General features: G+C 31.3%; 19 protein-coding genes. 8 read left to right on the top strand and 11 right to left on the bottom strand.

Annotated elements, in window-relative coordinates:
* Positions 1 to 11: 11 nt before the first annotated feature.
* On the top strand, positions 12 to 1,160 hold the full coding sequence (gene galK, locus QLS71_RS14240) for a galactokinase (protein WP_308993344.1): 1,149 nt from the start codon (positions 12 to 14) through the stop codon (positions 1,158 to 1,160).
* 11 nt (positions 1,161 to 1,171) lie between these two features.
* Positions 1,172 to 2,203, top strand: a complete 1,032-nt coding sequence (locus QLS71_RS14235; RefSeq protein ID WP_308993345.1) for a UDP-glucose--hexose-1-phosphate uridylyltransferase — start codon at positions 1,172 to 1,174, stop codon at positions 2,201 to 2,203.
* Between the two features lie 99 nt (positions 2,204 to 2,302).
* On the opposite strand, the gene QLS71_RS14230 is transcribed toward QLS71_RS14235, so the two are convergent.
* Positions 2,303 to 2,470, bottom strand: coding sequence for a hypothetical protein (locus QLS71_RS14230; RefSeq protein ID WP_308993346.1), 168 nt, complete (start codon positions 2,468 to 2,470; stop codon positions 2,303 to 2,305).
* Between the two features lie 105 nt (positions 2,471 to 2,575).
* Between QLS71_RS14230 and tpx the strand changes: the two genes are divergently transcribed.
* The 6 genes from tpx (at position 2,576) to ribB (ending at position 9,794) form a co-directional block, all read left to right on the top strand.
* Complete coding sequence (tpx, locus tag QLS71_RS14225) at positions 2,576 to 3,079, top strand: thiol peroxidase (RefSeq protein ID WP_308993347.1); 504 nt, start codon at positions 2,576 to 2,578, stop codon at positions 3,077 to 3,079.
* A gap of 16 nt (positions 3,080 to 3,095) precedes the next feature.
* Positions 3,096 to 3,464 carry a diacylglycerol kinase family protein gene (locus QLS71_RS14220; protein WP_308993348.1) on the top strand — a complete coding sequence of 123 codons (369 nt, stop codon included), beginning with the start codon at positions 3,096 to 3,098 and terminating at the stop codon, positions 3,462 to 3,464.
* 64 nt (positions 3,465 to 3,528) lie between these two features.
* Positions 3,529 to 5,922: a DNA translocase FtsK gene (locus tag QLS71_RS14215; RefSeq protein ID WP_308993349.1), complete on the top strand. Its 2,394-nt coding sequence runs from the start codon at positions 3,529 to 3,531 to the stop codon at positions 5,920 to 5,922.
* Positions 5,923 to 5,932: 10 nt separating this feature from the next.
* Positions 5,933 to 6,571 carry an outer membrane lipoprotein carrier protein LolA gene (locus QLS71_RS14210; RefSeq protein ID WP_308993350.1) on the top strand — a complete coding sequence of 213 codons (639 nt, stop codon included), beginning with the start codon at positions 5,933 to 5,935 and terminating at the stop codon, positions 6,569 to 6,571.
* A gap of 84 nt (positions 6,572 to 6,655) precedes the next feature.
* Positions 6,656 to 8,617, top strand: a complete 1,962-nt coding sequence (locus QLS71_RS14205) for an LptF/LptG family permease (protein WP_308993351.1) — start codon at positions 6,656 to 6,658, stop codon at positions 8,615 to 8,617.
* Between the two features lie 31 nt (positions 8,618 to 8,648).
* Positions 8,649 to 9,794 (top strand): 3,4-dihydroxy-2-butanone-4-phosphate synthase, encoded by a 1,146-nt coding sequence (gene ribB / locus QLS71_RS14200; protein ID WP_308993352.1) that lies wholly within the window; start codon positions 8,649 to 8,651, stop codon positions 9,792 to 9,794.
* A gap of 166 nt (positions 9,795 to 9,960) precedes the next feature.
* Here ribB and QLS71_RS14195 read toward each other — a convergent pair whose 3' ends face one another.
* From QLS71_RS14195 to QLS71_RS14150, 10 genes are all read right to left on the bottom strand, one after another.
* Complete coding sequence (locus tag QLS71_RS14195) at positions 9,961 to 11,013, bottom strand: hypothetical protein (RefSeq protein ID WP_308993353.1); 1,053 nt, start codon at positions 11,011 to 11,013, stop codon at positions 9,961 to 9,963.
* Between the two features lie 85 nt (positions 11,014 to 11,098).
* Complete coding sequence (locus QLS71_RS14190) at positions 11,099 to 12,154, bottom strand: BspA family leucine-rich repeat surface protein (RefSeq protein ID WP_308993354.1); 1,056 nt, start codon at positions 12,152 to 12,154, stop codon at positions 11,099 to 11,101.
* 45 nt (positions 12,155 to 12,199) lie between these two features.
* On the bottom strand, positions 12,200 to 13,060 hold the full coding sequence (locus QLS71_RS14185) for a DUF4412 domain-containing protein (protein WP_308993355.1): 861 nt from the start codon (positions 13,058 to 13,060) through the stop codon (positions 12,200 to 12,202).
* A gap of 22 nt (positions 13,061 to 13,082) precedes the next feature.
* Positions 13,083 to 13,433 carry a hypothetical protein gene (locus QLS71_RS14180; protein ID WP_308993356.1) on the bottom strand — a complete coding sequence of 117 codons (351 nt, stop codon included), beginning with the start codon at positions 13,431 to 13,433 and terminating at the stop codon, positions 13,083 to 13,085.
* 3 nt (positions 13,434 to 13,436) lie between these two features.
* Positions 13,437 to 14,294, bottom strand: a complete 858-nt coding sequence (locus tag QLS71_RS14175) for a hypothetical protein (RefSeq protein ID WP_308993357.1) — start codon at positions 14,292 to 14,294, stop codon at positions 13,437 to 13,439.
* A gap of 11 nt (positions 14,295 to 14,305) precedes the next feature.
* Complete coding sequence (locus QLS71_RS14170) at positions 14,306 to 14,887, bottom strand: DUF1566 domain-containing protein (protein ID WP_308993358.1); 582 nt, start codon at positions 14,885 to 14,887, stop codon at positions 14,306 to 14,308.
* An 18-nt stretch (positions 14,888 to 14,905) separates the two neighbouring features.
* Positions 14,906 to 15,442, bottom strand: a complete 537-nt coding sequence (locus QLS71_RS14165) for a hypothetical protein (protein WP_308993359.1) — start codon at positions 15,440 to 15,442, stop codon at positions 14,906 to 14,908.
* A gap of 26 nt (positions 15,443 to 15,468) precedes the next feature.
* The gene (locus tag QLS71_RS14160) at positions 15,469 to 16,488 is read right to left on the bottom strand and encodes a kelch repeat-containing protein (RefSeq protein WP_308993360.1); all 1,020 of its coding nucleotides are present in this window, start codon (positions 16,486 to 16,488) and stop codon (positions 15,469 to 15,471) included.
* On the bottom strand, positions 16,485 to 16,670 hold the full coding sequence (locus QLS71_RS14155; RefSeq protein WP_308993361.1) for a hypothetical protein: 186 nt from the start codon (positions 16,668 to 16,670) through the stop codon (positions 16,485 to 16,487). Before QLS71_RS14155 ends, QLS71_RS14160 begins: the two co-directional genes overlap by 4 nt.
* 412 nt (positions 16,671 to 17,082) lie before the next feature.
* Positions 17,083 to 19,884 carry a response regulator gene (locus QLS71_RS14150; RefSeq protein WP_308993362.1) on the bottom strand — a complete coding sequence of 934 codons (2,802 nt, stop codon included), beginning with the start codon at positions 19,882 to 19,884 and terminating at the stop codon, positions 17,083 to 17,085.
* Positions 19,885 to 20,298: the final 414 nt, after the last annotated feature.

Genomic DNA, 20,298 nt, shown 5'->3' with positions numbered 1-20,298 from the left:
ACCTACTAAAAATGAATACAGCACTAATTGATAAAGTAAAAAAAAGCTTCGTTAATAAATTCCAATCAGAACCGTTAATGATTTTTTCTCCTGGAAGAATAAACATTATTGGCGAACATACCGATTATAATGATGGTTTTGTGTTTCCCGCAGCCGTAGATAAAGGTATTATAGCCGCCATTCAAAAAAATGACGCAAAAACATCTACGGCTTATGCTATAGATATGAACGAAAGTATAACGTTTGAATTAGACAAACTTAAACCTTCCTCTGTAGGCAGTTGGGAAAATTACGTGTTGGGCGTTGTTGCCGAAATACAAAATAGAAATAAAGTTATTCAAAATTTTAATATTGCCTTTAGTGGTGATATTCCAGCAGGTTCTGGAATGTCTTCCTCTGCCGCATTGGAAAACAGCGTGGTGTTTGGTTTGAATGAACTTTTTAATTTAGGATTGTCTAAAACTGAAATGATTCTCATCTCACAAAAAGCCGAACATAATTATGTGGGTGTTAACTGTGGCATTATGGATCAATATGCTAGTATGTTTGGCATTGAAAACAATGCATTATTATTAGATTGCAGAACGGTAGAAGCCAAACCTTTTAAAATTAACTTTAATGAACATGAATTAATACTTATTAATACCAACGTAAAGCACAGTTTGTCTGATAGTGCCTATAACGATAGACGTTCTGCTTGTGAAAATATTGCTTCATTATTAGGTATTAAAGCATTAAGGGATGCTTCGGAAGCCGATTTACTTAAAATTAAAGCTCAAGTAACTCCTGAAAACTATCAAAAAGCATTATATGTTATTCAAGAAAACAATAGAGCTATACAAGCCTCACAAGCTATATTAGATGACGATCTAGAAATTTTAGGAGCTTTAATTTATGATTCACACGAAGGCTTATCCAAACAATATAAAGTGAGTTGTGATGAATTGGATTTTCTTGTACAACAAGCTAAGTTAAATAAGCAGATTTTAGGAGCTAGAATGATGGGTGGTGGTTTTGGTGGCTGTACTATCAATTTGATAGAGAAAACAGAAACAGCATCATTCAAAATTTTTATTTCTGAAGCCTATAAAAATAAATTTGGCACAGACTGTTCAATATATTCTGTTAAACTTTCTAACGGAACACATCTAATTAAATAAAATTAAAAAAAATGCATACCGATTTACAAGATTATTCTCATAAACGTTATAATATATTAACGGGCGAGTGGGTTTTAGTTTCACCACACCGTGCTAAACGCCCATGGCAAGGGCAAAATGAAGCTGTTTCAAATGAAGTGAGACCAACTTACGACCCTAGTTGTTACTTATGTGCTAGAAATACAAGAATTAATGGTGAAATAAATCCTAAATACAAAGATGTTTTTGTTTTCACTAACGATTTTGCAGCCCTGCAAACGGGCTCAAAAAGCTTTACTGTTGATGATGGTTTATTAATCGCACAAAGCGAACAAGGCATTTGTAAAGTTATTTGTTTTAGTCCCGACCACTCTAAAAGTTTGGCAGACATGACTGCCAAAGATATTGAAAAAGTAGTATTTGCATGGCAAAAAGAATATAAAGAACTTGGAGATAATAAGCTTATTAACTACGTTCAAATATTCGAAAACAAAGGCGCTGTAATGGGGTGTAGCAATCCACACCCACATGGACAAATTTGGAGTCAAACAACCTTACCCAACGAAGTTGACAAAAAAGACCAACAACAGTTGGATTATTTCAATAAAAATAAATCGAGCTTATTAGGTGACTATATCAAGCAAGAACTAGCAAAAAAAGAACGTATTCTTTTTGAGAATGATGCTTTTGTTGTTATCATACCATTCTGGGCTATTTGGCCTTTCGAAACCATGATAGTTCCTAAAGAACAACAACATAGCATCTTAGATTTAAAGGACAAGGAGTCATTCCTTTTTGCTGAAGCTATTTCTGTAATAACAAAAGCTTATGATAAATTATTCAACACGTCGTTTCCTTATTCAAGCGGTATTCATCAAGCACCAACTAACGGGAAAGACAACAATCATTGGCATTGGCACATGAGTTTTTACCCTCCTTTATTACGTAGTGCAACTGTTAAAAAATTCATGGTTGGCTATGAAATGTTTGGGTCACCACAACGCGATATTACACCTGAACTTGCTGCTAAAATGTTAACGAAGTTGATAACTTCAAAAGCATAATAAAACAAGCCATTTTTAACAAAAGAAAAGCCGCTTCATCTACATTGAAACGGCTTTTCTTAATTAACCCTATTAGTCCAAATATCAATCTTTTCAAACTTAGGTAATAATACAATGTATCACACCATTAGGTTCGTTTACATCTGCAATAGTAACCATTTTTGTCTCTTCTTTCATCATATTGTTTTGGGCATTTAATCCTTGACCTACCAAAAGTATGATTACAAAAACGGAAACGTTAAATAAATAGCGGTTTTCAGAAACCATTCCTTTAACAAAATATTAACAAATCGATTAAAAAATTATGTGCCCAATCTCAACTTAAGGTCTCTAATAATTACTATTTTTATACCTTAATTTTAAAAAAAAATAATGGCTACAGTAACATTAAAAGGAACTCCAATAGAAACCTCGGGTGAACTACCTAAAGTTGGAACAAAAGCACCTGATTTCACTCTAACAGCAACCGATTTATCTTCAAAAAGTTTAAGTGATTTTGCTGGAAATAAATTAGTTTTAAATATTTTCCCTAGTGTTGATACGGGAACTTGTGCTCAATCTGTTAGACAATTTAATCAAGAAGCTAGCGAACTAAAAAACACGAAAGTGCTATGTATATCACACGATTTACCTTTTGCTTTAAACCGATTTTGTGGTGCTGAAGGCTTAAATAATGTTATAAGCTTATCAGATTATAAGGAGGGCACCTTTGGAAAAAGTTATGGTGTAAACTTTATTACAGGCCCATTAGAAGCATTACATTCTCGTAGTGTTGTTGTTTTAGATGAAAATGGTACTGTTTTATACACCGAACAAGTTGCAGAAACAGTAAACGAGCCTAATTATAAAGCGGCATTAGAAGCTTTATATGCTTAATTAGCAATAAAATTAAATGATTAAAAAAGAATCCTTCGTTGCCAACCGCATAAAAAGTATTGGTTACGCTTTTAAAGGAGCTATACTACTTTTAAAAAATGAAGCTAGCGTAAAAGTCCAGCTTACTATAGCTTTATTTGTTACAGTCGCAGGATTCTTTTTTCATATTTCTTCAACCGAATGGATTACACAACTTTTGGCAATAGGTTTGGTAATGAGTATGGAAGGTATTAATACGGCTATTGAAGAAATGGCAAATTTTATTCACCCAGAGCATCACCAAAAAATTGGCTTAATAAAAGATATTGCTGCAGGTGCGGTATTTTTTTCTTCTATTTTCGCTATTATTATCGGACTCATCATTTATTTACCAAAGATTTTTTAAAATACTATAACCTATAGGTTAAACGTTAGTAATTTGTATTTTTGTTAAAATTAACAGCGCATTAATGGCGAAGAAAAAAAACGACACAAACAAACAACCTAGAAAAAAAATCAGAAAGCCAAGCTTTAAGTTATCAAGTCAGCAAAAACTTGTATATGGCAGTTTTTTAGTCATATTTGGCTTTATACTTTTCATGGCATTTTTTTCGTTTCTTTTTACTGGCGAAGCAGACCAAAGTAGTTTATCTGATTTTGCATCACGTAATGTAAAAACAGAAAATTGGGTAAGTAAATCTGGTGCATGGCTAAGCGACTTTTTTATTCAGCGCGGGTTTGGTGTAGCATCATTCATTATTTCAGGGCTTATATTTTTATCGGGCATTTATGTTTTAATGAATCTAAGTAAGGCTAAACTAAGAACGCACTGGTTTTGGGGAATACTTATTGTAATTTGGTTATCCATATTATTAGGTTTTTTTGGAAACACAAATGATATACTTGGTGGCACCATTGGTTTTGAAGTGAATATGTATCTCCAAGATTATATTGGAAAAATAGGCACTTCACTCCTACTCTTATTTGGATTAATTACTTATTTAGCGATTCGCTTTAAAGTTACTTTTGAAAGTTTTACGACTATTTTCAAATCGGCTAAAAACAAGATTAAAAACGATTTATCTAATGATGATGAGCCGATAATTGCTTTAGACAATAACCTTTCGGAAGAAGCTGCTGCTATTAAATCGGCTTTTGATATTCCTTTAAAAAATAACGAAGCTATTACAAATAAAGATCCAAAGCCTGTTATTGACACAGCTACTTTAGTTGTTAAACCCCCTATTAAAGAAGAGGTTGAAGATGACGATTTAGGAATTGAAATAGAGGTTGAAAAAGTAGCAGAAGAACTTTCGGAAGACAACAACTTATCTAATAAATTAGTGGAAGATTTTGGACAATTCGACCCCACTCTTGAATTATCAAAATATCAATTTCCTCCGTTAGACCTTCTTAAAAAATATGATTCTGAAGGCATCACCATCAACCAAACAGAATTAGAAGAAAATAAAAATAAAATTGTAGAAACTTTAAAGAACTACAATATTGGGATTGCAAGTATTAAAGCCACTATTGGTCCTACCGTAACTCTTTATGAAATTGTACCAGATGCTGGAATTCGAATTTCAAAAATCAAAAATTTAGAAGATGATATTGCTTTATCACTTTCTGCATTAGGTATTCGTATTATTGCACCAATTCCGGGAAAAGGAACTATTGGTATTGAGGTTCCTAATAAAAATGCTACCATTGTATCTATGCGCTCAGTAATTGCTTCAAAAAGGTTTCAAACCTCCGATATGCAATTACCAATTGCTTTAGGAAAAACCATTAGCAACGAAACGTTTGTTGTTGATTTAGCAAAAATGCCCCACTTGCTTATGGCTGGTGCAACAGGGCAAGGAAAATCGGTTGGTTTAAATGCAGTACTAACATCATTACTTTATAAAAAGCATCCTGCCGAAGTAAAATTTGTCTTGGTCGATCCTAAAAAAGTGGAATTAACCCTTTTTAATAAAATTGAACGTCATTATTTAGCAAAATTACCTGATAGTGAAGATGCTATAATTACCGACAATACAAAGGTTATAAACACCTTAAATTCACTTTGTATTGAAATGGATAACCGCTACGAGTTATTAAAAAATGCCTTATGTAGAAATATTGCCGAATATAACGTGAAATTTAAAGCACGTAAATTAAACCCAAATGATGGCCACCAATTCTTACCATATATAGTTTTAGTGGTTGATGAGTTTGCCGATTTAATTATGACTGCCGGCAAAGAAGTTGAAACACCTATTGCACGTTTAGCACAATTAGCACGTGCTATTGGTATTCATTTAATTATTGCTACGCAACGACCCTCTGTAAACGTTATTACAGGTATTATTAAAGCCAATTTTCCCGCGCGTATTGCTTTTAGAGTAACATCTAAAATAGATTCTAGAACCATTTTAGATGGCTCGGGTGCCGACCAACTTATTGGTCGAGGAGACATGCTGTACACCCAAGGCAACGATTTAATCCGCGTACAATGCGCATTTGTAGATACGCCTGAAGTTGAAAAAATAACCGATTATATTGGTTCGCAAAAAGCATACCCAGATGCATACTTACTTCCCGAGTATGTTGGAGAGGAAAGTGGCACAAGTCTTGATATAGATATCTCAGATCGAGATAAACTATTTAGAGAAGCTGCCGAAGTTATTGTTACAGCACAACAAGGTTCTGCTTCTTTATTACAGCGTAAATTAAAATTAGGCTATAATCGCGCAGGGCGATTAATAGACCAATTAGAAGCCTCTGGTATCGTAGGTCCATTTGAAGGTAGCAAAGCGAGAATGGTATTAATAACCGACCTTGTTGCTTTAGATAAACATTTAGAAAATGAAACTTTATAATAAAAAAATTATGAAAATTAAGAATATCATTTTAGCATTAATAGTAGCAGTATCGTTTAATGGTTTTGCTCAAAATAAAGCTAAAACACTTTTAAATCAAGTATCTCAAAAAGTAAAAAGCTATAATAATATTTCTATAGAATTCAAGTACGTTCTAGAAAATACCACCGAAAAAATAAAACAAGAAACCAAAGGTGATGTTATTATGCAAGGTGAAAAGTATAAACTAAATATTCTTGGAGTAACACGTCTTTTCGATGGAAAAAAGCTTTACAGTATTAGTACTGAGGATGAAGAAGTAACAATTTCTTCTGAAACAAATAGTGAAGAAGGAGCTATAACACCTAGTAAAATGCTATCATTTTACGAAGATGGCTATGTTTACGCAATGGATATTGAGCAAAATATGAATGGTAGAAAAATACAATTAGTAAAACTTACCCCCATTGATTCAAAATCTGAAATAAAGTACATCCTTTTAGGCATCGATACTCAAACAAAACATATTTACAATTTAATACAAATTGGCAAAAACGGAACAAAAACTACATTAACCGTTAATTCTTTTAAAACAAACGAGCCTTTATCAAAAAACCTATTTACCTTTGATGCCAATAAATACAAAGGCTATTACATTAATAAGCTGTAATTAAGCACAAATTATCGTATTTACTTGGCATATTAATCTGTTTTTTAAAGCAGATTTAATAATTAGATTATTGAGATTTAAAAGGTGAAAATACTAGACCGATACATACTAACGACTTACCTTAAAACTTTTTTCAGCGTGTTTATTATACTCATGCTAATTTTTGTTTTACAAACCATTTGGTTATACATTAAAGAATTGTCTGGTAAAGATCTAGATATAGGTGTTATCTTTAAGTTTTTATTTTTTTTCTTACCAAAACTGATACCGCTAGTATTACCTCTAACCATCCTTTTAGCATCTATAATGGTATTTGGTAGTTTTGCCGAGAACTATGAGTTTGCTGCTATGAAATCCACAGGAATTTCGCTGCAACGTGCCATGTCTGGGCTAAGTATTTTCATTGTTATTTTAGGGATTGTAACCTTTTTCTTTTCTAATAATGTAATTCCTTGGGCTGAATTTAAATCTTTCAACTTACGCAGTAATATAGCAAAATTAAAACCCGCCATGTTACTTGCTGAAGGTCAGTTCAATGAAGTGGGTACTTATAATATTAAATTTGACGACAAACATGGCGATAGAGATCAATATCTTGAAAATGTTACTATTCATATAAAAGGAAATGATGGTAGAACCAACGCTACAACTATAAAGTCTAAAAGTGGAGAACTTGCTAGTAAAGAAGATTCCAATGTTTTAAAACTTATTTTATTTGATGGAAATTATTACAGCGATGTCTCTGCAAAGAACCCTAAATCTCGTAACAAAAAACCTTTTGCCAAAAGCACCTTTAAAAAATATACAATTAACATCGACTTGTCGCAAATTAATAATGTAGATTTTGATGAACAATCTCAAACCGACAAATACAATATGTTGGATGTCGTTGGTTTATATAAAACCATCGATTCTTTATCTAAAAAAGAAATAGCTTCACACGAAATAATATCAAAAAATTTATCTCAACGCTCCAATGTTATAGTACATAAGAAAGTTAAAAAAACGGCTACAGATTCTATTTACCTTGGTCCCATTCTAAATATCTTCAATACAAATGAAAAATTTGAACTCGTTGATGTTTCTTTAAAAACCATAGCAAGTGCAAAACAAGTTGTCACAACAAATGAAGCCACTAGAAAAATGTCTAAAGAGTGGTTAAACAAACATATCATTTCTTTTCACGAAAAATTTGCTTTAGCATTTGCATGTATTATATTATTTTTTGTGGGAGCACCCCTTGGTGCTTTAATACGTAAAGGAGGTATCGGTTTACCAATGGTTATAGCTATCGTACTATTTTTAACTTATCACTTTATTGGCATTTTTGCCACAAACAGTGCCAAAAACGGTAGCTTCAACCCTATCGTTGCCAGTTGGTTTTCTACACTTATTATGTTGCCTCTCGGCATTTTTTTAACAAGACGCGCTACAGCCGATAAAGGCTTATTTGAGTTTGATAGTCTTTTTGATCCCTTAAAAAAAATATTCAATATAAAAGAAAAAGACAGTGTGGATTATAAGTTTCTTTCTACCTATAAACACGAAGAATTAATTAATGTTATTAGTAACTATGAAGCCCTTGGCCATTTAGAAGAGAGTCGCTATGAAGCTATACATGTATTAAATGAACGTGGCATACATACCGAACAATTAAGAGAAGAAGGTGTTTCTATAAATAATAGCTATGATACCTCTATAAATATAATTAAAAGCTACAAAAACCAGACAAAATTTGCTATAACATGCTATTGTATTGGAGCTATTTTACTTATACTTTATTTTGTTTTTAACAATAATAAAATGCCCTCTTTAGCCTCTATTTCAATAAAACTTAGCATCACCTCATTCATATTATATTTGGTTTACTATGTAAAATCTTTTCTTAATGTATTCAAATTTTACAGTCACATTGATAAAAAAGAAAAAAGACCTACCCCAATTCTTATAGCTATCGGAATCCCTTTATACTTAATTGTATACTTATTTTTAAACAATAAATTGAAGGAAGACTTAAAACAAAATTGTTTAGAATCTTTAAAATAAGCAATACCTTTGCAAAATGATTAATGATACCATGACACAAAATACAAATTCGAAGTTTAAACTTGATACCATTCACGATGCCATTGAAGCCATTAGAAATGGTAAAGTTATTATAGTTGTAGATGATGCTAATCGTGAAAATGAAGGTGATTTTGTAGCGGCTGCTGATAAAGTTACTCCAGAAATGATAAACTTTATGGCTACCGAAGGTCGTGGCTTAATATGCGCACCACTTACTGAAAACCGTTGTAAAGAATTAGATTTAGATATGATGGTACGTAACAATACCGACCATATGGAAACAGCTTTTACTGTTTCGGTAGATTTAAGAGGTCAAGGTGTTACTACAGGAATTTCAGCAAGCGATCGATCTAAAACCGTAAAAGCACTTACAGATCTAAATACCAAATCATTTGATTTGTCAAGACCAGGGCATATTTTTCCTTTAGTTGCTAAAGAAGGTGGTGTATTAAGACGCACAGGACACACCGAAGCTGCCATCGATTTTGCGAGACTTGCAGGGTTAAAACCTGCTGGAGTTATTGTTGAAATTATGAATGAAGATGGTACCATGGCACGCTTGCCTGAACTCATGTTAGTCGCAAAAAAACTAGATGTCAAAATAGTTTCTATTGAAGATTTAGTGGCCTACAGAATGCAACACGACTCATTAATTGAGAAAAAAGAAGATTTTGAAATAGAAACTCGTTTTGGGCATTTTAGATTAAGAGCTTATAAACAAACCACTAATAATCAAATACATATAGCACTAACCAAAGGTACTTGGAAAGATAATGAAGAAGTACTTACAAGAATAAATTCCACATTAATAAATAATGATATTCTAGGCACACTTACTAATAATGTTGATGCTCAATTAGACAATATGTTTCAGGTGATTAATAATGAAGGAAAAGGAGCTATCATCTTTATTAATCAAGAATCACAATCCATGAACATCCTAAACAGATTGTCTGTAATAAAAGAAAATCAACAACCCAATACTGTTTACAAAGCACCAAAAATAGATATGGATACCCGTGATTTTGGTATCGGCGCTCAAATATTACACGATTTAAACATTCACAAACTGCGCTTAATTTCTAACACCAAACAAACTAAACGTGTTGGTTTAATTGGTTATGGTTTAGAAATTGTTGAATATGTAAATTATTAAATTTATTTCAGAAACATAAAACCTCATATCCTATATTTTTATATTTCCAGATATGGTTCTGTTTCCTTGAAACTTAAAAGTTGACTCTAAAGGTTAAATTATAAACTCTGCTTTTAAATCAATATTTTATCGTGTATTTTTTTGGTTTCTGAAGAAAAAAAACTCTTTATAGCGTGAGGTTTGTTTTTATAATTTTGTAAACTTCTTCATTAGAGTTATAACCATTTACCCAAAAATTAGTGCCATCAAAAGCAGCACCTTTTATTTTAAAATTTGAAATACCATAACTTTCAATAACTTCAAAATTTGGGGTGGTTTGACACTTATGTAGAAAATTTCCATCACACACATATAATAAACCATTTTGATAATCGAGACCTTTTGGTTGAACTTCTAGCGCTATTGAATCCTCAATTTCCATAGTAAAATAATTATATAAATATAAGCGCGCTTGATTACTACTGGCTACCCAAATTTGCGTGTTATTTACAGAAGCCAAACCTTTTATCCAACTACCTAATGCTGCCGATGTAACACCAAGTGTATTGATATTTTCAAAGTATCCATAAAACCTATCAAAACCATTATCACTTTGAAAAATATATTTATCTGATCCGCTATATTTTTCAACTTCCACAGCATAAGCAGCACGAGTCGTTGTGATTTGACCAACTTCCTTAAAAGTTGTAGGGCTTATTAAAGCGATATAATCACCACCATTAGTTGTTCCATAAAGTAATTGCGTTTTATTGTAATTAAAAGCGATGTCTACACTACCTTCCCAGGGTGCGTTACCTTCTTCTTGAATTTCTAATGGTGTTATCCAATCGGATAAAATGGGCGTATTAGAAGCTACTTTTTCTAATGTAGCACTAGTAAACTCACTGGTAAGAGCTAAAATACCATTTTCTAAAATGTATGTATAAGTTATGGACCCCGATTGAGAAAGTCCTTCTATAGTTATTTCAGAGCCATCAATGGTGTAGCTGGTATGGTAATTTCCTTTAAAATTATCGGTAGTTTCTCTAAGTATATCTAAAGTGTTATCTTCATTAAAAAAAGCAAACTTATCGGCTCCATTATAAAAAGACCCAGAGGTTAAACGCCATTCACCAATTATGTCATTTTGGCCTGTATTTTCATTATTATCATCATCTGCACAATTAAAAAGCATTATAGATACTAAAATTAATAGTGTGTTTTTAAGTATATTTTTCATTATTATGTATTTTTAAGATATAGGGCAGCGGCACAAGGAATCAGTCCATTTTTCTTTTTTACTTTTTATATATAATTATGTAACCTTATAAACCAAAACATCCTTGCTCAGGGAGATTGGCTTCTGTTAATGCAGAAGCTACTGAGAAATTTTCACACCTCATTACGTTATTTGTATTCCAGCTAGATAGATTTTGATTAAAAACAGTTGCATATGCAAACATATTTCTCATATATTCTACTTTACTAACATCCCAATTACTAATATCCCCATTAAAAGCACTTGCATCTCCAAACATACCATCCATAAGTGTTACATTGCCAACATCCCAAGTACTGAGGTCTCCGTTAAAAGCACTTGTAAATCCGAACATACCTCCCATTTGTATTACATTACTAACATCCCAATTACTAAGGTCTCCATTAAAAACGGTTGCTCCTGCGAACATAGACCCCATAACTGTTACATTACTAACATCCCAGTTGCTTATATCTCCATTAAAAGCTCTTGCTGAGCTAAACATAGACCCCATTTCTGTTACATTACTGGTGTCCCAAGTACTAATATCTCCATTAAAAGCTCTTGCATGAGCAAACATACCAGTCATAACTGTTACATTACTAACATCCCAATTACTAAGATCTCCATTAAACTCCCATGCAAATGCAAACATAGAAGACATATTTGTTACATTACTTAAGTTAGGAGCATCAGTAGCTGTGTATGTTAAATATCTACATCCATCGAAAGCATCTACCATAGATTCCCATTTTATACCACCCCACTGTGCTATAGTTCGTAATGCGTTTGGGGTGCTGTTAGTTCCTCCACCACTAAAAGAAATAGCAGGAAAGGTTCCTGAGATTTCAACAGTATATGTTCCCGGTATTTCATAACTATGTCTGGCATTATCTGTTAGATTATTACTAGTAGTACCGTCTCCCCATTTTACATTATAGTTATAAGTATATCTACTATTTATAGGGATTACAATAGTTTCATTATCAGTAGTAGTTAGCCATGTGGTAATAAATGGTTTATCATCATTATTATTACCAGAGGTGTCATCATCTCCACCTCCACAATTAAAAAGCAATATAGATAGTAATATTAAGGTTGTGTATTTAAGAGTATTTTTCATTAAAATTTGTTTTAAGGTTTTAATTTGAGTTTTTTATTGATTTGACTACATGAGTTTTTTATAACTACTCGTATTTATTGTCGTGCTACTTTTTTCTAATTTTATACACATCATATGTATAGGTTTATCTTTTTTTCTAGAGGTATCCACCATATCCATTTCTAATGTTAAGCCCGTTATTAGTTTTTTAAAAATAGCATCTTGAGGCTGTGATGGGTCTGATTTGTACATATGCTTCGAAAATGATATTCCAGCATCTTGCGTTACCCATACGGTGCCTTCTACCGTACCCCCTACTACTTTATAACCTTCACACGTGTAACCAACTATTGTTTTTGTTGTTCCTGTAGGGGTGACTTTAATATTAGTTTGGTCAATCATATAATTTGAAGACTTATTCAAATTAAGAGCCATGGATATACGCGACTTATCACCCTTATTATCCATTAATGTATGTATGGTTTTTTGAGTCAAATCCATAACACTGATTGTGGTGTTTTTATCATTACCATCTAATATTCGTGTTGCAAAATAATTCCCCGATGGTGTTAAATAATATTCTAAATTGGTACTGCGTTTATTATCTACCATTTGCATGGTATATATGTGGGTAAATGAATAAGTACTTGCTGGCGCTACAGCTGATTTTGATACTATTGGACTATTTTCTTTATTCTTTTTTTTTGAAGTTTTATTAAAGGTAGAATCAAATGCTTTATTGGTTTCTTTTTCTGTTTTTGCCTCTACCTTTTTCTCTACTGTTTTTTGTGCAGCATTTTCTATTTTATTACCTAATTTTTTTAAAAATTGCGCATTTGTAATTGTTGTAAAACAGAATACAATAACCAGGAAAACAGCCTTTGAAATGTTTAATAATATGCTTGTATTGTTTTTTGAGGTTTTCATTTTTTTTAGTTTTATGGATTAATTATTCACCAACTGGTTTAGCTTCTTTTATTTTTTTACTAATTGCTTTTCCTAAAGAGTCTTTTTGTTTTTCAGTAAGATTTTTGGATTGTAAATAATATAGATTTTTGTATTCTGTTTTTTGTTCAGCGGGTAAATCCATTTTTTCTACCATTTCTAAAAAACTTAATTTTTTTCCGTCTTTATTGCCATCTAAATTGCTCCCAAAAATATCGGTTAGGGTTCCTGCTCCCATATCTAAGTAGTTGTTTTTATTAACTAGGGTACTGTCCTTTTTTTTCTCTTGAGCCTGGGTCATAGCTGTTATACTTATGCTAAGTACCATTAATAATCTTTGAAATAATTTCATCATGTTTTAATATGTTTCGTAAGTCCAGTTGTAATATGTTGTTTGTGTTTCTCCTAAACTATTTTTTGTGATTTTTTCTCCTGAAATGGGATAATTACGCTCATTATAAGAATAGCTGTATTGAGTTGTGCTTATACCTGAGGAGTATGTATTAGTTATTGTAAGTAAATTATTTTCGCTAAAATAAAATGTTACAAAAAAGACATAATTACCAAAATACATGGTTTCAAATGGGTAAAAAAAATAATACGTAATAGGGTTATTAATACCTGCTTTTTCTAACATTAACTTATATGGATTCTTTTTGTTATCATAAGTATAAGAAATCACGTTTCGGTCTATATAAGTAATTAAATCTGCACTAGTTTGATTGATTACTTGTACTATATTGTCGTTTACATCATAGGTTAAAAGCACTCTGGTTTTATAACTGTCCGTATTACCTTTTTCTTCAATTTCAATGAGTTTATTATTTGTATCATACTTATATGTTCTTGTAACATTTCTTGTTGAACCAGAAATAAACCTAAAATTCATGGTCGCTAATAAACCTTGTGTGTTGTAAATTAATTCGGCTTGGTTACCATCTTCTTCAATTTTTGAAAGTTTACCTAGCTCGTTATAAGTATAACGGTAAGCCCCTGTTTGTATGATTTGATTATCTGCGTTGTAGATTACACTATTACTACGAGTGTTTGTTTCAAAACCCGTTAATTGGTTGTTGCTGTTATAGGTTAATTCATAGTCATTATCTCCAACGCTATACATATTTAAGCGTATGTTTTTATCTGATAAATTATCATTTCTACTGCAACTAGCTAGAATAACGATTGTAATAATTAAGAGTATTCTTAAATTTTTCATGTGTCATTTAATTAAAAAGCTCTAATGGCTCTCATATGTTGTATGTATGTTTTGTAATATGTTTTTGTTACGCCTGTATCAAATTGTATTAACCAAGCATTCATTTCACCTCCTTCACTAGAGCTCCAATAGTTCGATCTGTCGTCGTCTAAAGCCTGAAATGCTTCGCCGTCATTGGCAATAGCTGTTGGGTTAATCTTATTTTTATTTATGTATATTAGGTTAAGCTCATCCAAACTAGGCAAGTACCAATCGTCATACTCATTATATTCAAAGTTTAAACACAATTTTGCAGCAGTTTCAATATCTGGATATGCAGCGGCAATAGCCTGAGTATTTGCAAGCCCAGAACCTATAGTTTGTTGTGTATTATTTAATAATACATCGTTATAACCCCACCGCATAGGTTGGATCAGATCTTTAGTTGCGCAAACGAGACCATGTTCGCCTGTATCATCTAAGTAAAACACAATACCACCTTCGTAAAAATCACCAATCTCTATGGCTTGTGAATTATCTGCATCGTTTTTACTACAACTAGATAGTGTAAGTATACTTGTTAGAAATAAAATGATTTTAAATATATTTTTCATAGGTTTAGGTTTTTGGTTTTATAATGAAATAATTTCTGTGTCGTGTTCGCCTATGTATAGGGTAAGCTCTTTTGATGTGGTGTTTGAAATTCCAGATTCTCCTCCAAAATCTGAGATTAAAAACCGAAATGACATTGATATATTTTCGCCATTAGATTCAAAAGTTCCCGCTAGTATATTTCCTGTTAATGGGTTATTATAGTTACCTTCCCATTCTATGACCTTAGTTGAGATTGTTGGGTTTGTTACCGCCCAAGGACTTTGTACTGCGGTTTCAAACTCTATAAAATCGTCGCCCGGTAGTTGCCATTGTATAAGCTTAACACCTCCTGCATCACTACCTGAAAGTATAAAATCGTATTCGGCATCATGTTTTAAATTAAGTTGTATGTTACTATAATCTGTATCTTGATTAAATACATGTTCAAAACCATCACCTGTAACTCTAAATGTAAATGCTGGTGGAGTATCATCAGTTACTGGAATATCGGTTTCACAGCTTTGTGTTACAGTTAATATTAAGAATATAAAAAAAAGACACATTAGATTTTTCATACATAGTAAGATTTTATATTGTTGTATTAGTCTTGTGTTATCGTATTTATAGTACCTACTCTATTTGCTATAACGGAACTTGGTTCTTGACGTAAACCTCCAAAAACCCAAATCGCATTATTGTAGTTTAAAGCAGCAAAGTCATAAAGACCATCCTCTGCTGGAAGTGGCTCATATCTAAACCATTCTTCACCATTGTTAGAATACCAAAGTCCCATCCCCGTAATTATTGCATTACCGTTTCTACCTCCAAAAACCCACAGTTTATTTTCGTAAACAAGAAAGGCGTTACTAGCTCTTGGCGAAAAAATAGTACCACTGGTACTTACTTGCGTCCAGTTTATCCCATCTGAACTTTTCCATATTTCATTAAAAAAGTTAGACCCCCAACTGCCACCAGTTACATAAATTTCGTTATTAAATACAGTTACACTAAAATCATCTCTGTAAGGGAATGCGTTATCGGTTTCTCTAGCCCAAGACATTCCATCACTAGAAGACCAAACGGTACAACCTGGGGCACTTTCGTAATAACCATCTTTAATAAGATATAATTTGTTATCAAAAGCTATAGTGCTATGGAATCCTATAGTTGATGTACCAATAATGTCGTTGGTAGCTAGAGTCCAATTTTCACCATCTGAAGAGTACCATACATCACTTAATGCTTCATAGGTGCCAGAGTCATTTTCTGTAAAGCCACCTATTACCCACATTTTATTATCAAAAACCGTAAGTGTATGTCCTACTCTATTTGGAAATTCATCACTAGTTACAGACACCCAGTTTACTCCATTCGTGCTCTTCCAAACATCACTATTAGTACTTGTATTATAATCGTTTAAACCACCAACGGACCAGACTTCATTATTAAAAACAACCATTTTATTATGAGAGAAGTCTCCCATTTGGTCTTGATTGGTTTCTACATTAAAAGATAATGTAAAGTCCTTCGTATCATCTTTATTTTTGTTACCATCGTTCGAACAAGATGTAAAAATTAAGAATAGTACTACTGAATATAAACTAAGTATTAAAATTTTCATATGGTTATTTTTAAGTAATTATTATGTTTATAGTTAGACGATCCTACATTATTATATGTGGGATACTTAGTATTATGTTGCTCATCATCTATATTATTATCCCATTGAGAGCGATGCATGGAATCTTTCCTAAAACTGGTTTGTGCATTAAAGTTGAAAAATGGTATAATGAATAAGTCCATTTCATGATGATTACTTATTAAAGTTTATTTTTTTAATCACTTTATTTTTATAAAGAATTATTAAAGTGTACACTCCTTTTTCTAAATGATTAACATTTAGATATATATTATGCCGTGGAAGTGATTCTATTTCTCCCTTAAAAGTTTTATTTTTTTCAATCACTTATTAATTAAGTAAACACCATTGCTATTAATTTTTCCAAATGTAAACGTGTTACAAATAATTGTTTATAACGTACGTAACAATAGCTATGAATTATGTAACAAGCAAGTAATAGTAAGGACTTAGGAAGACTGTATTTTAACTAATAATTAAAAAAAAACTCTAATTATAGTATAACAAACCCCAAAAAGTTAGAAATAAAAAACGTTATTTTTAAGAAGTGAATGGTATTAAATAGATGTGTAGATATTATTTTCCATCATGCTTTGTAGCATATGCTGTTGGTGTACAATTAAAAGTCTCTTTAAAACATTTTGCAAAATAGGAATGGTCATTAAATCCAACCGAATAACCAACTTGAGAGATATTAATATTGGAAGTTTTTAATAATTCAGCTGCTAGTTTTAAACGTTGTGACCTTACAAATTCTGAAGCTGATAAACCTGTAAGTGCTTTAATTTTTCTATGTAGTTGCATACGACTCACTCCTACTGATTTACTAAAATCTTCTACACTAAAGCACGATTCGGTAAGTTTAACTTCAAGCACTTGCTGTACTTTATTTAAAAATTGTTCGTCTAAATTAGGAATAGCAACATCTTTGGGGGTCAATATTATTTCTTGTCTATACTTGCTTTGAAGCTTACGCCTTATTTCTAATAGATTAAAGGCTTTCGTTTTTAAAAGTTTAGAATTAAATGGTTTTGTTATATAATCGTCTGCACCAACTTCTATCCCTTTTATTTCGTTTATTTCTCCTGCTTTTGCTGTTAATAATATAATTGGAATATGGTTTGTAAGCTCATTTTTTTTTAACACTTTGGTTAATGTTACACCGTCTTTTACAGGCATCATAATATCTGAAATTATAATATCTGGTACTCGCTCCAAAGCTAAATCAATACCCAGTTGCCCATTTTCAGCTGTCAAAATGTTAAAATCAGCTTCAAAGGTTTGTTTAAGAAGTGTTCTTATATCATTATTATCTTCAACTAGTAAGAGAATTGGTTTATCATTATTTTCAAAAACATCATCAATTTCTAGAGCTTTCTCAAAATTAGGCACTTTATAAGTTGAGTCTATTTTTGTGGAATCAATGAACATTTCATTTTTAAAACTTTCTTTATCTACTGGAAGTATTACCAAAAAGTCAATCCAATCATGAGCATTACTCTCCACTTTAATAGTTCCTTTATGAAGTTCTACTAATTCTTTTACCAATGCTAAACCGACCCCTGTGCCTTGATTTTGCTCATCGGTTTGGTAAAAACGGATAAAGATATTCTCAATTTCAATTTTCGTTAAGCCTGTACCAGTATTCTTTACACTAAAGTACAATTTATCATTTTTTATAAATGATTTGCATATTATAGAACCATTTTTTGGAGTGTATTTAATAGCATTTGAAATTAAATTAACTGTTATTTTTTCCACAGCATCTTTATCAAACCATGATTCTTCATCCTTTTTTTCAATATTCACATCGTAATCAATAGTGTTTTGTTCTGCTGAATAATTAAAAGATTCTGCAAGTCCAGAAATAAGATCTTGAATGTTTCCTTTTTGAATATGAAGTTTTAATTGGCCTGCATCTATTTTCGAAAGGTCTAATAATTGATTAACTAATGATAAAAGTCTATCCGAATTACGCTTAGCCATAATAAATTTTTGGCGTTTCTCTTCTGAAATTGTTTCATCTTCTATAATTTCATCAATTGGATTAGATATTAAGGTTAGTGGGGTTCGGAATTCATGAGATATATTCGCGAAAAATTTCGATTTCACTTCATTTATTTCTATCAAATTTTGGCTATTAATTTGCTCTTGCTCTAACAAAAGTTTATTTTCAAAGCGTTTTTTGGAATTTATCTTATTATTATAGCTTACAATTGCTGTAAAAATAATTATCTCAATTAAAACTGTATTCAAAAAAAAGAACGAGGAATTGGTTACTATACTTAGAAAATTTCCTAATATTAATAATAAGCTACTAATTAATACCGCTTTATATATTTTATCACCTTTTTTAAAGAGAAGAAAAATAAAAATATACAATGATATTAAAGTAAAACTTACCTTAAAAATATTCATTACTAAAACCTTATAAGGAAAAAATGGAAATACAATTATTAGAATAATATATAAAGCAGTAAATAAGCAGATCCCTTTAAGGGTAATTATAGACCATTTATATAGTTTGGAAAAATGCTGTTTAAAATTTAGAAAGGAAACCACGAAGTAAAAATAAAAACCAGAAGCAAATGCAATACTAAAAACTCTGATGTAATGAAATAGTTTTGGCTCAATACTATTAAAGAAATTGAATACGTAAGGAATTCTAAATATGAATATTAAGACTGTAGTTAATAAATATAAACTGTAATTAAGATAATTTTTATCTTTAGAAACAAGAAAGTTTACAAGAAAAAAAACAAAAGACATAAATATTATTATACTGTAAACCTGAAATTTATCAGAAAGACTATATATTTCCATATAATCTTTAATAAAATCTTTATTATCTGTTAATATAACAAACATGGGGTTTTTAAAATATATTTCTCCCCAATCTGTAACTGCTTCTTTTTTTATATAAAAAGGTCTTGAAAAATCTATGGATTTGTAATCATTACTCAATACAGATGCTTCAGCAATATCAATGTGTATCGTAGTCCCTTTTTTTAATTGACCCAATTCAACTGCTCGATAATTCTTACTATTAATCTGAGGCACATAAATAGTTAGAAGATCTGACATAGCTGGACACACTAATAGAAAATCAGCCTCTTTATTAGGTTTAAGCTTAAATTTAAACCAATAGCTATGGTTTAAATTAACTGGAAATTCTCCAGAACTAAATTTTTTATTTTTTACCTCTTCAAATGAAAGAGAGCGGTTTTTATCTATATAATACTGTACATAATCCTGTAATTCATAAAACTCATCAAGTTTTTCAATTATTAATGGTGACAAAAAGTGTTCATTGTTCTGTTTTTGGCAAAATGAAATAGTAGTTATAAATCCAAAAACAAGTAAGAGGTGTAATTTCATATCATATCATATCATTATATGAATATTCATATAAAAATAAGCAATTATATAAAAAACCGATGATTATAACTATAATTCATGTAACAAATAGTTCGTTACATGAATTATAGCTTAATTATTAATGAGAGGTTAAAAGAATACTCTTTGTTGCATGTACTATTTTATGTGCGCGTTCTTTTTCCTGTTCTTCTGTCTCAGATAATTTTATTAAATAAGAAATGTTTCTACCAATATAATGAGTTGACTGGAGGAAATTCCTAGTTTTAAGATACTCTAACCCCGTTTTAACTTCGGCTAAAATGGGAAATAATGATTTTTTTTAAATGATTCCATTTACGTATATAATGCCCATTGTTATTATAATACTGAAAGCAAGCATCTATATCTTGGGTTTTAAATACTATTAAAACCTTG

The organism is Mariniflexile litorale (assembly GCF_031128465.2).
Lineage (GTDB): Bacteria > Bacteroidota > Bacteroidia > Flavobacteriales > Flavobacteriaceae > Mariniflexile > Mariniflexile litorale.
Note: the sequence above shows the minus strand (reverse complement) of the source record. Positions and strands in the feature narration are given on the sequence as shown.